General features: G+C 66.9%; 13 protein-coding genes. 8 read left to right on the top strand and 5 right to left on the bottom strand.

What is annotated here, in order from left to right; translation table 11 throughout:
- The first annotated feature begins 120 nt into the window (after positions 1-120).
- Both GV001_RS01220 and GV001_RS01215 read left to right on the top strand, forming a co-directional pair.
- The gene (locus GV001_RS01220; RefSeq protein ID WP_160077335.1) at positions 121-345 is read left to right on the top strand and encodes a DUF1161 domain-containing protein; all 225 of its coding nucleotides are present in this window, start codon (positions 121-123) and stop codon (positions 343-345) included.
- Positions 346-455: 110 nt separating this feature from the next.
- Positions 456-1,454 carry an LLM class flavin-dependent oxidoreductase gene (locus tag GV001_RS01215; protein ID WP_160077333.1) on the top strand — a complete coding sequence of 333 codons (999 nt, stop codon included), beginning with the start codon at positions 456-458 and terminating at the stop codon, positions 1,452-1,454.
- A 183-nt stretch (positions 1,455-1,637) separates the two neighbouring features.
- On the opposite strand, the gene GV001_RS01210 is transcribed toward GV001_RS01215, so the two are convergent.
- Complete coding sequence (locus GV001_RS01210) at positions 1,638-2,060, bottom strand: hypothetical protein (protein ID WP_160077331.1); 423 nt, start codon at positions 2,058-2,060, stop codon at positions 1,638-1,640.
- Between the two features lie 41 nt (positions 2,061-2,101).
- A complete protein-coding gene (locus tag GV001_RS01205; protein WP_160077329.1) occupies positions 2,102-2,518 on the bottom strand; it encodes a hypothetical protein in 417 nt (138 codons plus the stop codon).
- Between the two features lie 55 nt (positions 2,519-2,573).
- Between GV001_RS01205 and GV001_RS01200 the strand changes: the two genes are divergently transcribed.
- A complete protein-coding gene (locus GV001_RS01200) occupies positions 2,574-3,650 on the top strand; it encodes an aminopeptidase (RefSeq protein ID WP_256664840.1) in 1,077 nt (358 codons plus the stop codon).
- A 16-nt stretch (positions 3,651-3,666) separates the two neighbouring features.
- Here GV001_RS01200 and GV001_RS01195 read toward each other — a convergent pair whose 3' ends face one another.
- Both GV001_RS01195 and GV001_RS01190 read right to left on the bottom strand, forming a co-directional pair.
- Positions 3,667-4,560 (bottom strand): hypothetical protein, encoded by an 894-nt coding sequence (locus GV001_RS01195; protein WP_160077327.1) that lies wholly within the window; start codon positions 4,558-4,560, stop codon positions 3,667-3,669.
- 167 nt (positions 4,561-4,727) lie between these two features.
- Positions 4,728-5,276 (bottom strand): gamma carbonic anhydrase family protein, encoded by a 549-nt coding sequence (locus GV001_RS01190; RefSeq protein ID WP_160077325.1) that lies wholly within the window; start codon positions 5,274-5,276, stop codon positions 4,728-4,730.
- 123 nt (positions 5,277-5,399) lie between these two features.
- Between GV001_RS01190 and prlC the strand changes: the two genes are divergently transcribed.
- The 4 genes from prlC to GV001_RS01170 all read left to right on the top strand — a co-directional run bounded on the left by prlC (position 5,400) and on the right by GV001_RS01170 (position 9,801).
- Positions 5,400-7,448 (top strand): oligopeptidase A, encoded by a 2,049-nt coding sequence (gene prlC, locus GV001_RS01185; protein ID WP_160077323.1) that lies wholly within the window; start codon positions 5,400-5,402, stop codon positions 7,446-7,448.
- Positions 7,445-7,702: a YheV family putative zinc ribbon protein gene (locus GV001_RS01180; RefSeq protein WP_160077321.1), complete on the top strand. Its 258-nt coding sequence runs from the start codon at positions 7,445-7,447 to the stop codon at positions 7,700-7,702. The genes prlC and GV001_RS01180 overlap by 4 nt, the downstream gene beginning before the upstream one ends.
- Before the next feature lie 231 nt (positions 7,703-7,933).
- Positions 7,934-8,992: a PA0069 family radical SAM protein gene (locus GV001_RS01175; protein ID WP_160077319.1), complete on the top strand. Its 1,059-nt coding sequence runs from the start codon at positions 7,934-7,936 to the stop codon at positions 8,990-8,992.
- Positions 8,993-9,075: 83 nt separating this feature from the next.
- Complete coding sequence (locus GV001_RS01170) at positions 9,076-9,801, top strand: carbonic anhydrase (RefSeq protein ID WP_160077317.1); 726 nt, start codon at positions 9,076-9,078, stop codon at positions 9,799-9,801.
- Positions 9,802-9,867: 66 nt separating this feature from the next.
- Here the strand turns inward: GV001_RS01170 and GV001_RS01165 are convergent, their stop codons facing one another.
- The gene (locus GV001_RS01165) at positions 9,868-10,509 is read right to left on the bottom strand and encodes a hypothetical protein (RefSeq protein WP_160077315.1); all 642 of its coding nucleotides are present in this window, start codon (positions 10,507-10,509) and stop codon (positions 9,868-9,870) included.
- Between the two features lie 371 nt (positions 10,510-10,880).
- On the opposite strand from GV001_RS01165, the gene coxB reads away from it, so the two are divergent.
- Entirely contained in the window at positions 10,881-12,005 is a 1,125-nt protein-coding gene (gene coxB / locus GV001_RS01160) for a cytochrome c oxidase subunit II (protein WP_178091791.1), read from the top strand.
- The last annotated feature ends 1 nt before the right edge of the window (position 12,006 follow it).

Here is a 12,006-nt window from a genome sequence, read left to right as displayed (position 1 = left end):
TGCCCGAGGTCTGGCAGCGTGGCGCCGGGGTTCGCCCAATGGCGCCCGCCCCTGCCGCCTGGGGTGGAGTGCCCCGTCATGGCTCGTATGAGCCCTTTGCCTAACGAAGGAGCGTTAACCATGAAGCAACTGATCCTGGGCCTGGCCCTGTTTTCCCTGGCCGGCTCGGCCCTGGCGGCGGCCAAGCCGTGCGAGGAACTCAAGGCGGAGATCGACACCAAGCTCAAGGCCAAGGGCGTCGCCGCCTACAGCCTGGAAGCGGTGGACAAGGACGGTGCCGGCGACAAGACCGTGGTCGGCACCTGCGAGGCAGGCAGCAAGGTAATCGTCTACCAGCGCGGCTGACCTTAGCGCTCGTCGGCACAGGCCGGAGTTCCCGCAAGGGGCTCCGGCCTTTTCGTTGTTGCCTTTCGCCGCGCCGCCCCCATAAAGCAGGGATGACCTCAGGAGGCTGTATGAGCAGGCTGTCCACCACCCCGATTTCCATCCTCGACCTGGCGCCGATGCGCGACGACGAGACCGGCCCGGCGCCGGCCCTGCAACGTTCCCTGGCCCTGGCACAGCATGCCGAGCGCCTGGGCTTCTCGCGCTACTGGGTGGCCGAGCACCACAACATGGAAGGCATCGCCAGCTCGGCCACGGCCGTGCTGCTCGGCTACCTGGCGGCCGGCACCAGCACCCTGCGCCTGGGCTCCGGCGGGATCATGCTGCCCAACCATGCGCCGCTGGTGGTGGCCGAGCAGTTCGGCACTCTCGCCGCGCTCTATCCGGGGCGCATCGAACTGGGCCTGGGCCGCGCGCCGGGGGCCGACCAGCAGACCGCCCGCGCCCTGCGTCGCGACCGCCTGGGCAGTGCCGACGACTTCCCCCAGGATGTCGAGGAGCTGCATGCCCTGCTCGGCCCGCGCCAGCCGGGGCAGCAGGTGATCGCCATGCCCGGCCTGGACAGCAACGTGCCGCTGTGGCTGCTCGGCTCCAGCCTGTTCAGCGCCCAGCTGGCGGCGCAGAAGGGGCTGCCCTATGCCTTCGCCGCGCACTTCGCGCCGCGCTACCTGCACCAGGCGCTGCGCGTCTATCGCGACAACTTCCAGCCCTCGGCCGTGCTCGACAAACCCTATGCGATGGTCGGCGTACCGCTGATTGCCGCGCCGACTGACGAAGAGGCCGAGTTCCTCGCCACCACCGCCTTCCAGCGCGTGCTGGCGCTGCTGCGCGGGCAGAGCCTGGTGCTGCGCCCGCCGGTGCAGAGCATGGCCGGGCGCTGGCAGCCGCACGAGCAGCAGGCGGTGGGTGACTTCCTCGGCCTGGCGGTGATCGGCGGGCCGCAGAAGGTGCGCGCGCGCCTGGAGATCCTGCTGGAGCAGACCGGCGCCGACGAGCTGATCTTCACCGGCGACCTGTACCAGCACGAACACCGCCTGCGCAGCTTCGAGATTGTTGCCGGCCTGCGTTAGTTAACGCTCGGCAGGTGCCATGCGCGGCGGTTCTTGTGGGAGCGGCTTCAGCCGCGAAAAGCCGACAGCACAAGAGCATCGCGGCTCAAGCCGCTCCTACACAAACCTCGCGTGTCGGGGGATCGCTCCGGCACTGAAAGGCCCAGTCGAGTAGCCCGGATTGCATCCGGGCTACGGCGGCCATCAGCCAAAGGTGTTGCAGCGCAGTACCTTGGCCCGAGCCAGCACCCGGCGCTGGCTGTCGTACAGCCAGCCCTGGGCCTTCATCAGCAGCGGCCGGGCCTCGATGCGGTACTGCTGGCCGGCGGCGAAGCCGTCGTACTGCAGGCGCAGGTGGCAGGTCATCTGCAGCGGTTCGCTGTTGAAGTCGCTGCCACCGCCGCCGCCGGCCACTTCGAACTGGAAGCGCACGTCCAGCGTGTGGGCGCCGGGGCTGACCTGGAAGTAACGGCCGTCAGGGGTCTGCTGATCATCCAGCTTGTGCGCCATCAGGGTGTAGCCGGCGCTGGCGTACAGGGTGACCCACGCCTGCTGCGGGTCGGGTGGGGGCAGCGGGCTGGCGCAGGCGCTGAGGCTGAGCAGGGTGAGGAGAAAGAGCGGGCGCATGGTGGAGGGCTCCGGGCGACGGACTTTCAGCATAACGCCGATCAAACCTCGCCGCAGCGCCCTTCGCGGGCCCGCGCCAGGTGCCGGCCGCGGGCATCGTAGAGCTTGGCCCAGGGGCGGAAGCCATGGCTGCCGCTGCGCAGCAGGTAGCGCTGGCCGGCGGCGAATTCGGCGTAGTCCAGGGTCAGCAGGCAGGTGCGCGCGCGGCCCTGGCTGTCCGGGCCGATATTGCCCGGCGCGACCTGGAACTGCAGGCGCACCTGCAGGGCGTGGCGCCCGGGGCTGACCTGGAAGTAGCGGTCGTCTTCCAGAGCCTTGCCGTCCACCTGCAGGGCCTGCAACTGCTGGTCTTCGCCGCCGTGCAGCTCGATCCAGGCCTGGCCAGGGTCGTGGCGCGGCAGCCACAGGGCGCAGCCGGCAAGGACGATGGGCAGGCAGCAGAGCAACAGGCGGCGCATGGCGGTTTTCCTCATGGGTGGCGTATGGCAGGGGCAATGCAATAGGCTCATGGGCATGCTACCGATCCCATCGTTCGTCATACTCGACCGCGCCCGCCGCCGCGTGGTTCCCCTGCTGCTCGGCTTGCTGCTGAGCGGTTGTGCCAACCTGGATTATTTTAGCCACCTGGCCGTGGGGCAGGCGCGGTTGCTGCAGGCGCGTGAGCCGGTCAGCGCGATTCTCGCCGACCCGGGCGCCGACCCGCAGCTGCAGCGGCGTCTGGCCCTGGCCCAGCAGGCGCGCAGCTTCGCCAGCGCCGAACTGGGCCTGCCGGACAACCGCAGCTATCGCCTGTATGCCGACCTGCAGCGGCCCTATGTGGTGTGGAATGTGTTCGCCACCGCCGAGCTGTCCCTGGCGCCGCAGACCCACTGCTTCCCCATCGCCGGCTGCGTGGCCTACCGCGGCTACTACCAGCAGGGCCGGGCCCGTGGCGCCGCCGCGCTGCTGCGTCAGGAGGGGCTGGATACCCATGTCGCCGGGATCGAGGCCTATTCCACCCTGGGCTGGTTCGATGACCCGATCCTCAACAGCATGCTGCGCTGGGACGACGAGCGCCTGGCCGCGGTGATCTTCCACGAGCTGGCTCACCAGCAGCTGTATGTGCCGGACGACACCGCGTTCAACGAGTCCTTCGCCAGCTTCGTCGAGCAGCAGGGCCTGCGCCAGTGGCTCGTCAGCCGTGGCCTGCCGGCGCAGGACGGCGCCGGCGAACGGCACAAGCAGCAGTTCATCGCGCTGGTCCTGGCCAGCCGCGCGCGCCTCGAACAGCTGTACGCCAGCCCGCGCAGCGATGAGGAGAAACGCCAGGGCAAGGCCGCCGAGTTCGCCCGCCTGCGCAGCGAATACCGCCAGCTGCGCGACAGCCAGTGGCGCGGCGACCGGCGTTTCGACGCCTGGATCAACGCGCCGCTGAACAATGCCAAGCTGCTGCCCTTCGGCCTCTACGACCAGTGGGTGCCGGCCTTCGCCGCGCTGTTTGCCCAGGCCGGCAGCGACTGGTCGGCCTTCTACGCGCAAGCCGCCGAGCTGGGCGAGTTGCCGGCCGAGCAGCGCCATGCCCGCTTGAACAGGCTGGCGGCGGGCGACTAGCGGGTTGGATTGACCATCAGGCGGCTTGCGGCCGGTACACCCAGCGCAGGCTCAGGCGCGTCAGCGGCCAGAGCAGGGCCAGCAGCCCCAGGCCGGGCAGCGCCAGCAGCGCTTCGCTGAACAGCTCGTTGCCGCTCAGGGTGTACAGCGCGATGGCCACGGCAACCAGCACGAAGGCCAGCAACCACAGCAGCGCACACAGCAGGCTGGCGAGGATCAGTCGGCCCGGGTTGCACTGGCGCAGCTGCAGCGGCAGAGCGCTCCAGGCGGCGGCGAAGACCAGCGCGGTGTGCAGCAGGCCCGCCAGCAGGAACAGGCTGTAGACCCACGCACTGTCGTAGAAGAACAGCTGTTCCGGCAGCAGGCTCACCAGCTTCAGGTAGAACACGGCAAAGCACAGGGCGAAGACCAGGGCCGGCTCCCAGCGCCGGACCCTGTGCGCCGCGCCCGGCACGGCGTGGCGGCGCAGCAGATGCAGGCTCAGCCACAGCGGCAACAGGGTGTCGAGGACGAACAGCAGCAGGTTGATCGGCTCGCTGACCAACAGCTGCGCCAGGGTCGGCGACTCGAACCATTCGTAGGCCCGGGACAACAGCTGTGACAGCAGCTGCCCCGCAACAAAACCCAGCCCCAGCGACAGCACCAGCGCCATGCCGAAAAACAGCGCCAGCAGCTGCCGGGGGCGCGCGAAGCCGGCGATGGCGTGACGCTCCAGGTAGCTGCGGCTCAGCAGCAGGACGGCGACGGCGCTGAGCAGCGCCCCTTCGACAAACGAGGCGAGGATTTGCGGCAGGTACTCCAGGTAGCTGGTGAACATCTGCTCGTCCTGCAACAGCCACACGCTGAGCAGACTGATCACAAAGCCGATCAGGTTGATCAGCAGCGCCAGGCCCATGAAGGCAAAGGGCAAGGCGGATGCCCGGGCCGTCAACGCTGCTGCGGGAGTTTGGCTGACGGGTAGGTCGAACGGGTTGGCATGCACGGGAAGATCCTTTTCTGCTTGGAAGACGGCGCGCTGCCAGCATAGCCGGCAGGGTTGGCTGGCCAAAACCAGCCGGGTCGGCGGCGTGATGCGGGTCACTCGGCCTGGTCGTAACCCTCGGCCAGGTGCAGATCTTTCAGCTTCACGTAGTTGGCCGCGCTGTAGGCGAAGAAGGCGCGCTCCTTGTCGCTCAGTGGCCGCGCCTGCTTCACCGGGCTGCCGACGTAGAGGTAGCCACTTTCCAGCACCTTGCCCGGTGGCACCAGACTGCCTGCGCCGATCACCACCTCGTCCTCCACCACGGCGCCGTCCATGACGATGCTGCCCATGCCGACCAGGATGCGGTTGCCCAGGGTGCAACCGTGCAGGGTGACCTGGTGGCCGATGGTCACCTCGTCGCCGATCAGCAGCGGGTAGCCGTCCGGATTGAACGGCCCGGCGTGGGTGATGTGCAGCACGCTGCCGTCCTGCACGCTGGTGCGGTTGCCGATCCTGATCCGGTGCATATCGCCGCGCACTACGGCCATCGGCCAGACCGAGGCGTCTTCGCCCAGCTCGACATCGCCGAGCACCACGGCGCTGGCATCGACGAAGGCGCGCGGGCCCAGTTGCGGGGCCGTGCCCTGGTAAGTACGAATCGCCACGATAGTCTCCTTCCGGCTGCGGTTTGCCCCGATTGTAATTAACATGCGTGGCATTCCGGTTGTGAATTGCCGCCTGCGGCCCCATAACTGGTCCATGAATTTGCGCATCAAAGGTGCCTTGCCGTGTCTGCCAGCAACCCGCTTCTCCAGGATTTCGACCTGCCGCCCTACTCCGCGATCAAGCCCGAGCATGTCGAGCCGGCCATCGACAGCATCCTCGCCGACAGCCGCGCGGCGCTGGTGTCCATCCTCGAAAGCCAGCGCGCCGCGCCGGGCTGGGACGGCCTGGTGCTGGCCCTCGACGAACTGAACGCGCGCCTGGGCCGCGCCTGGAGCCCGGTCAGCCACCTCAATGCGGTGTGCAACAGTGCCGAGCTGCGTGCGGCCTACGAGGCCTGCCTGCCCAAGCTGTCCGAGTACTGGACCGAGATGGGCCAGAACAAGCCGCTGTTCCAGGCCTACGAGGCGCTGGCCGGCAGCCCGGCCGCTGGCGGTTTCGACGTGGCGCAGAAGACCATCCTCGACCACGCCCTGCGCGACTTCCGCCTGTCCGGCATCGACCTGCCGGCCGCCGAGCAGAAGCGCTATGGCGAGATCCAGATGAAGCTGTCCGAGCTGACCAGCAAATTCTCCAACCAGCTGCTCGATGCCACCCAGGCCTGGACCAAGCACGTCACCGATGAAGCGGCCCTGGCCGGCCTGACCGACTCGGCCAAGGCGCAGATGGCCCAGGCCGCCGAAGCCAAGGGCCTGGACGGCTGGCTGCTCAGCCTGGAATTCCCCAGCTACTTCGCGGTGATGACCTACGCCGACGACCGCGCCCTGCGCGAAGAGGTCTATGCCGCCTACTGCACCCGCGCCTCCGACCAGGGGCCGAATGCCGGTCAGTTCGACAACGGCCCGCTGATGGTCGAGATCCTCGACCTGCGCCAGGAGCTGGCCCGCCTGCTCGGCTTCGGCAACTACAGTGAGCTGTCTCTGGCCAGCAAGATGGCCGAAAATACCGACCAGGTCCTGCATTTTCTCCGTGACCTGGCCGTGCGCAGCAAGCCCTTCGCCGCCCAGGACCTGGAGGAACTGAAGGCCTTCGCCGCCGAGCAGGGCTGCGCCGATCTGCAGAGCTGGGACGTCGGCTACTACAGCGAGAAGCTGCGCGAGCAGCGCTACAGCATTTCCCAGGAACAGGTGCGCGCCTGGTTCCCCATAGACCGGGTGCTCAGCGGCCTGTTCGCCATAGTCGAGAAGCTCTACGGCATCCAGATCAAGGAGCTTAGTGATTTTGATAGCTGGCACCCGGACGTGCGCCTGTTCGAGATCGAGGAGAGCGGCCAGCACGTCGGCCGTTTCTTCTTCGACCTCTACGCCCGCGCCAACAAGCGTGGCGGCGCCTGGATGGACGGCGCCCGCGACAAGCGTCGCTCGGCCCAGGGTGAACTGGTCAGCCCGGTGGCCAACCTGGTGTGCAACTTCACCCCGGCCTCCCTCGGCAAGCCGGCGCTGCTGACCCACGATGAAGTCACCACCCTGTTCCACGAGTTCGGCCACGGCCTGCACCACCTGCTGACCCGCGTCGAGCATGCCGGCGCCTCGGGCATCAACGGCGTGGCCTGGGATGCGGTGGAGCTGCCGAGCCAGTTCATGGAGAACTGGTGCTGGGAGCCCGGGGGCCTGGCGCTGATCTCCGGCCACTACGAGAGCGGTGAGCCGCTGCCCCAGGACCTGCTGGACAAGATGCTGGCGGCGAAGAACTTCCAGTCCGGGCTGATGATGGTGCGCCAGCTGGAGTTCAGCCTGTTCGATTTCGAGCTGCACGCCACTCACGGCGACGGCCGCAGCGTGCTGGACGTGCTCGAAGGCATCCGCGCCGAAGTCTCGGTGCTGCGTCCGCCGGCCTACAACCGCTTCGCCAACAGCTTCGCACACATCTTCGCCGGCGGTTACGCGGCCGGTTACTACAGCTACAAGTGGGCCGAGGTGCTGAGCGCCGATGCCTTCTCCCGCTTCGAGGAAGAGGGCGTGCTCAACCCGGCCACCGGCCGCGCCTTCCGCGAGGCGATCCTGGCCCGCGGCGGCTCCCAGGAACCGATGCTGCTGTTCGTCGACTTCCGCGGCCGCGAGCCGAGTATCGACGCCCTGTTGCGCCACTCCGGCCTGAGCGGGGAGGCGGCATGAGCAGCGTGAAGAAGCGTTTTATCGCCGGCGCCGTGTGCCCGGCCTGTAGCGCCATGGACACCATCCAGATGTGGGACGTCGACGGCACGCCGCACCGCGAGTGCGTGGCCTGCGGCTATGCCGACACCCTCAACGCCCAGGGTCAGTCGGTGCCCAGGGAGCTTGGCACGCGGGTCAACCAGAGCGCGGCCAAGCCGGCCAACCCCAAGGTGCAGGCGGTGCAGTTCTTCCCCAATCCGAAGCTGAAAAAATAGCAGGGAGCTATTTTTAACGTCGCACAGCGACGACCCGGAGGGTGGCTGCCAAGGATGGCAGGCCATAAAAAATGACCTGGAGTCATTTTTAACGTCGCATAGCGACGGCCCCTCAGGGGTGGCCGCCACGGAGGGCAGGCCATATGAAACCCGCCGAGTAACTTCCCGGCGGTACTGCCGTTCTCGGCAGATAACTGTATATTTGTACAGTTATCTGCCGAGGGCCCTGCCATGTCCACTCTCCTGCCGCCGCGCGGTCGCGGCACCGCCAGCAACCCGCACAACCGCTTTGCGCCGCAGCGCATCATCGCCACGGATGACGGCTGGTTTCAGGAAGTGCCGCCTAGCCGCGCCACCGAGGTGCGGGTGGAAATGGCCAAGAGCATCATCAGCCGCAACCAGTCACCGGACCTGCCGTTCGACCGCTCGCTCAACCCCTATCGTGGCTGTGAACACGGCTGCATCTACTGCTATGCGCGGCCCAGCCATGCCTACTGGGACCTGTCGCCGGGCATCGACTTCGAGACCCGGCTGATCGCCAAGCGCAATGCGCCGGCCCTGCTCGAGCAGCAGCTGAGCAAGCCTGGCTATGTCTGCGCACCGATTGCCCTGGGCAGCAACACCGACCCTTACCAGCCGATCGAGCGCGAACACCAGCTGACCCGCCGTTGCCTGGAGGTGCTGCTGCGCTATGGCCACCCGCTGACCATCGTCACCAAGGGTTCGCTGATCCTGCGCGACCTCGACCTGCTGAGCCAGCTGGCCGAGCGCCGCCTGGTCTCGGTATACATCAGCCTGACCACCCTGGATGACCAGCTCAAGCGCATCCTCGAACCGCGCGCCGCCGCACCGTCCGCACGCTTGCGGGCGATTCGCGTACTGCGCGAGCAGCGCATTCCGGTGGGCGTGCTGTGCTCGCCGATGATCCCGATGATCAACGACATGGAACTGGAAAGCCTGCTGGAAGCGGCCAAACAGGCCGGCGCGCAGAGCGCCAACTATATGCTGCTGCGCCTGCCGCGCGAGGTGGCGCCGCTGTTCGAGGAGTGGTTGCAGGCGCACCACCCGCAGCGCGCCGAGCATGTGCTGAGCCTGATCCGCCAGAGCCGCGGCGGTGAGCTGTACGACAGCCGCTTCGGTCAGCGTTTCCGTGGCCAGGGCGTGTTCGCCGAGCTGCTGGCGCAGCGCTTCACCCTGGCGCTCAAGCGCCTGGGGCTGAGTCGGCGCGAGGGTTTCAACCTCGACTGCAGCCAGTTCGCGCCACCCGGCGGCCAGCTGTCCCTGCTGTAATTTGTGACTATTCGCGGCTGGCGGCTGTCCGCATGGCGGGTCGATAATTCGCCCTGCGCAACGTTCAGCATGAGGTAGACGCAATGCCCTACAAGCACAACGCCATTCCCCTGCAGGCGCGCACCGCGCCGGAAAGCGCCGACGAGGCGCTGAGCGCCATAGTCGGCGGCTTCAAGCGCTTCCGCAGCGAGGTCTTCCCGCAGCAGGAGGAGCTGTTCAAGGCCCTGGCCAACGCGCAGAACCCGCGGGCCATGTTCATCACCTGCGCCGACTCGCGCATCGTGCCCGAGCTGATTACCCAGAGCGCGCCGGGCGACCTGTTCGTCACCCGCAACGTCGGCAACGTGGTGCCGCCCTACGGGCAGATGATGGGCGGGGTGTCCACCGCCATCGAGTACGCGGTGCTGGCCCTGGGCGTGCAGCACATCATCGTCTGCGGCCACTCCGACTGCGGTGCGATGAAGGCGGTGCTGGCCCCCGAGACCCTGGAGAGCATGCCCACGGTCAAGGCCTGGCTGCGCCACAGCGAAGTGGCGCTCAGGGTGGTCGAGGAGAACTGCGGCTGCGGCGGCCACGACACCCTGGGCATTCTCACCGAGGAGAACGTGATCGCCCAGCTCAACCACCTGTGCACCCACCCCTCGGTGGCGGCGCGGCTGGCCAGCGGCCAGCTGTTCATCCACGGCTGGGTCTATGACATCGAGAGCAGCGCAATCCGTGCCTACCACGCCGAGAGCGGGGACTTCCTGCCGCTGGATGGCGAGGTGGTGCCGATGGCCACACCCAGGGCGCGCTACCCGGCGCAGTGAAACGACAAGGCCCGCGAAATGCGGGCCTTGTTGCATCTGGCGCGGTCAGGCGCTAGCGGGCGGTTGTTAGGCCGGCAGGCCCAGCTCCACGCCCAGCTGGCGCGACAGGCACGGCCAGCTCTGCCAGGCCGTCAGGGTCTGCGGGCTGCTCAGGCGGGCGCGGTAGTCCTGCACCGAGCTCTGCTGGAACACGCTGTCGTCCAGCAGACCGTCCATGGCGTGCTGCACCGCTTCGTCCAGCTGGTTGGCGAAGGGCTCGCCGATCAGCTGGTGGGCGATCAGGTTGGCCACCGTGGTATCCAGCGGGATCAGCGGCTGGCCGAGGTGGGTGATGTAGCGGTCGTTGACCTCCTCGACCAGGCGGTGGGCCAGGTAGGATTCGTCGAGCAGGGCATCCAGGCCCTGATGGCCCTCCATGACGCTCGGCGGGCTGAGGAAGAACTGCTCGGCCAGCTTCAGCACCGGCTTGATCTGCTCCTCGATACCGGCTTCGCGGGCCACGCTGTTGGCGGCGTCGAGCACGTCCGGTACCTGCTCGATATAGGCGGCGACGAAGCGTTCGAGCACGCCACGGGCGTCGCTGGCCGGCAGCTGGATGGTCGGGTGCAGCTTGGCCAGCTGGCCTTGCAGCTGTTGCGCCAGGGCGCCGCTGTCGGCTTCATGGGCCAGTGCCTGCTGGATCTGTTCGCGCAGTGCGAGGGTATTCATGACGGCTCCTGTGTTGAGGACATGATTCAAACGAGAGTTCACCTTAGCTCGCCACGGGTGCTGACTAAGATCGGATTGTCATAATTATTAAATATTTATTCTTGCTTGCTATATAGCGCGCCCCGCTCTAGGTCGCAGCCCCCGCCATTGCTGCCCCTGCGCCAAGGATAAATTCCCCGCGGCATTTTTCTGGCTGCGTTGTTATGTCGCAGTGGCTGTCTATACTCGAAATCGCAAGGCGTTACCTGATGGAACCGGACGGGCTGCGGCACGGAGAGGTTTCGACAGTTTCAGCCAGCTGTATCGGCAGTCGATCCCTTTGCCGCGGGCTTTGCCGGCGGGATAACAAGAAAAATTAAGGGGAACCCGCAATGATGCGACATCCACGAGTCTGGATGGGCCTCCTGCTGTGGTTGGCATTCGGCTCGGCGCAGGCCGAGTGGGCAGTCAACATGCTGCCCGGCGCCACCGAGGTCAGCCGTTCAGTCTTCGACCTGCACATGATCATCTTCTGGATCTGCGTCGTGATCGGCGTGGTGGTCTTCGGCGCCATGTTCTGGTCGATGATCATCCACCGTCGCTCCACCGGCCAGGTCGCCGCCCACTTCCACGAAAGCACCACGGTGGAGATTCTCTGGACCGTGGTGCCGTTCGCCATCCTGGTGGTGATGGCGGTGCCGGCGACCAAGACCCTGATCGACATCTACGACACCTCCGAGTCGGAGCTGGATATCCAGGTCACCGGCTACCAGTGGAAGTGGCACTACAAGTACCTGGGCCAGGACGTCGAGTTCTTCAGCAATCTGGCCACGCCGTCCGCGCAGATCCACAACCAGGCGGAAAAAGGCGAGCACTACCTGCTCGAGGTGGACCAGCCGCTGGTGGTGCCGGTCGGCACCAAGGTGCGCTTCCTGATCACCGCCGCCGACGTGATCCACTCCTGGTGGGTGCCGGCCCTGGCGGTGAAGAAGGACGCCATCCCCGGCTTCGTCAACGAGTCCTGGACGCGCATCGACAACCCCGGCATCTATCGCGGCCAGTGCACCGAGCTGTGCGGCAAGGACCACGGCTTCATGCCGGTGGTGGTCGAGGCCAAGAGCAAGGAAGACTTCGCCATCTGGCTGGCCGAGCGCAAGGCCGAGGCGGCCAAGGTCAAGGAGCTGACCAGCAAGGAATGGACCCGTGACGAGCTCTACGCCCGTGGCGAGAAGGCTTACCAGACCACCTGTGCCGCCTGTCACCAGCCGACCGGCGAAGGCCTGCCGCCGATGTTCCCGGCGCTCAAGGGCTCGAAGATCGCCACCGGTCCTGCCGCCGGCCATATCGGCATCGTGGTCAACGGCAAGCCGGGAACCTCCATGGCCGCCTTCGGCAAGCAGCTGTCGGAAGTCGACATCGCCGCGATCATCACCTACGAACGCAATGCCTGGGGCAATGCGGTGGGCGACATGGTCACACCGAAAGACGTCCTCGCGTTCAAACAGGCTCAGGAGTAAG

This window comes from Pseudomonas sp. 8AS, from assembly GCF_902506505.1.
GTDB lineage: Bacteria > Pseudomonadota > Gammaproteobacteria > Pseudomonadales > Pseudomonadaceae > Aquipseudomonas.
This window is presented reverse-complemented; position numbering and strand designations above follow the sequence as displayed.

Coding starts and splice junctions, on each gene's coding strand:
- coxB (WP_178091791.1), top strand. CDS start 10,881: ATGATGCGACATCCACGAGTCTGGATGGGCCTCCTGCTGTGGTTGGCA.
- GV001_RS01220 (WP_160077335.1), top strand. CDS start 121: ATGAAGCAACTGATCCTGGGCCTGGCCCTGTTTTCCCTGGCCGGCTCG.
- GV001_RS01165 (WP_160077315.1), bottom strand. CDS start 10,509: ATGAATACCCTCGCACTGCGCGAACAGATCCAGCAGGCACTGGCCCAT.
- GV001_RS01180 (WP_160077321.1), top strand. CDS start 7,445: ATGAGCAGCGTGAAGAAGCGTTTTATCGCCGGCGCCGTGTGCCCGGCC.
- GV001_RS01200 (WP_256664840.1), top strand. CDS start 2,574: ATGCTACCGATCCCATCGTTCGTCATACTCGACCGCGCCCGCCGCCGC.
- GV001_RS01205 (WP_160077329.1), bottom strand. CDS start 2,518: ATGCGCCGCCTGTTGCTCTGCTGCCTGCCCATCGTCCTTGCCGGCTGC.
- GV001_RS01170 (WP_160077317.1), top strand. CDS start 9,076: ATGCCCTACAAGCACAACGCCATTCCCCTGCAGGCGCGCACCGCGCCG.
- GV001_RS01175 (WP_160077319.1), top strand. CDS start 7,934: ATGTCCACTCTCCTGCCGCCGCGCGGTCGCGGCACCGCCAGCAACCCG.
- GV001_RS01215 (WP_160077333.1), top strand. CDS start 456: ATGAGCAGGCTGTCCACCACCCCGATTTCCATCCTCGACCTGGCGCCG.
- GV001_RS01210 (WP_160077331.1), bottom strand. CDS start 2,060: ATGCGCCCGCTCTTTCTCCTCACCCTGCTCAGCCTCAGCGCCTGCGCC.